This is a genomic window from Pseudomonas sp. DF11, from assembly GCF_058148565.1.
Genome location: NZ_JBYVYN010000022.1, coordinates 1 through 1,395, shown reverse-complemented (window position 1 = coordinate 1,395; position 1,395 = coordinate 1). Strand labels below are relative to the sequence as shown.

Here is a 1,395-nt window from a genome sequence, read left to right as displayed (position 1 = left end):
TGGGTGACGAAGTGGTTGATGCCATGCTTCCAAGAAAAGCTTCTAAGCTTCAGGTAACCAGGAACCGTACCCCAAACCGACACAGGTGGTTGGGTAGAGAATACCAAGGCGCTTGAGAGAACTCGGGTGAAGGAACTAGGCAAAATGGCACCGTAACTTCGGGAGAAGGTGCGCCGGTGAGGGTGAAGCACTTGCTGCGTAAGCCCACGCCGGTCGAAGATACCAGGCCGCTGCGACTGTTTATTAAAAACACAGCACTCTGCAAACACGAAAGTGGACGTATAGGGTGTGACGCCTGCCCGGTGCCGGAAGGTTAATTGATGGGGTTAGCTAACGCGAAGCTCTTGATCGAAGCCCCGGTAAACGGCGGCCGTAACTATAACGGTCCTAAGGTAGCGAAATTCCTTGTCGGGTAAGTTCCGACCTGCACGAATGGCGTAACGATGGCGGCGCTGTCTCCACCCGAGACTCAGTGAAATTGAAATCGCTGTGAAGATGCAGTGTATCCGCGGCTAGACGGAAAGACCCCGTGAACCTTTACTATAGCTTTGCACTGGACTTTGAATTTGCTTGTGTAGGATAGGTGGGAGGCTTTGAAGCGTGGACGCCAGTTCGCGTGGAGCCATCCTTGAAATACCACCCTGGCAACTTTGAGGTTCTAACTCAGGTCCGTCATCCGGATCGAGGACAGTGTATGGTGGGTAGTTTGACTGGGGCGGTCTCCTCCTAAAGAGTAACGGAGGAGTACGAAGGTGCGCTCAGACCGGTCGGAAATCGGTCGTAGAGTATAAAGGCAAAAGCGCGCTTGACTGCGAGACAGACACGTCGAGCAGGTACGAAAGTAGGTCTTAGTGATCCGGTGGTTCTGTATGGAAGGGCCATCGCTCAACGGATAAAAGGTACTCCGGGGATAACAGGCTGATACCGCCCAAGAGTTCATATCGACGGCGGTGTTTGGCACCTCGATGTCGGCTCATCACATCCTGGGGCTGAAGCCGGTCCCAAGGGTATGGCTGTTCGCCATTTAAAGTGGTACGCGAGCTGGGTTTAGAACGTCGTGAGACAGTTCGGTCCCTATCTGCCGTGGACGTTTGAGATTTGAGAGGGGCTGCTCCTAGTACGAGAGGACCGGAGTGGACGAACCTCTGGTGTTCCGGTTGTCACGCCAGTGGCATTGCCGGGTAGCTATGTTCGGAAAAGATAACCGCTGAAAGCATCTAAGCGGGAAACTTGCCTCAAGATGAGATCTCACTGGGACCTTGAGTCCCCTGAAGGGCCGTCGAAGACTACGACGTTGATAGGCAGGGTGTGTAAGCGCTGTGAGGCGTTGAGCTAACCTGTACTAATTGCCCGTGAGGCTTGACCATATAACACCCAAGCAATTTGCTGACCCGA

The 1,395-nt window shown here is 53.7% G+C and carries 1 rRNA gene; it reads left to right on the top strand.

Features of this window, described 5'->3' with window-relative positions:
• Positions 1-1,367: ribosomal RNA gene (locus tag AC30D9_RS29355) — 23S ribosomal RNA — on the top strand; the annotation flags it as partial.
• Positions 1,368-1,395 lie beyond the last annotated feature (28 nt).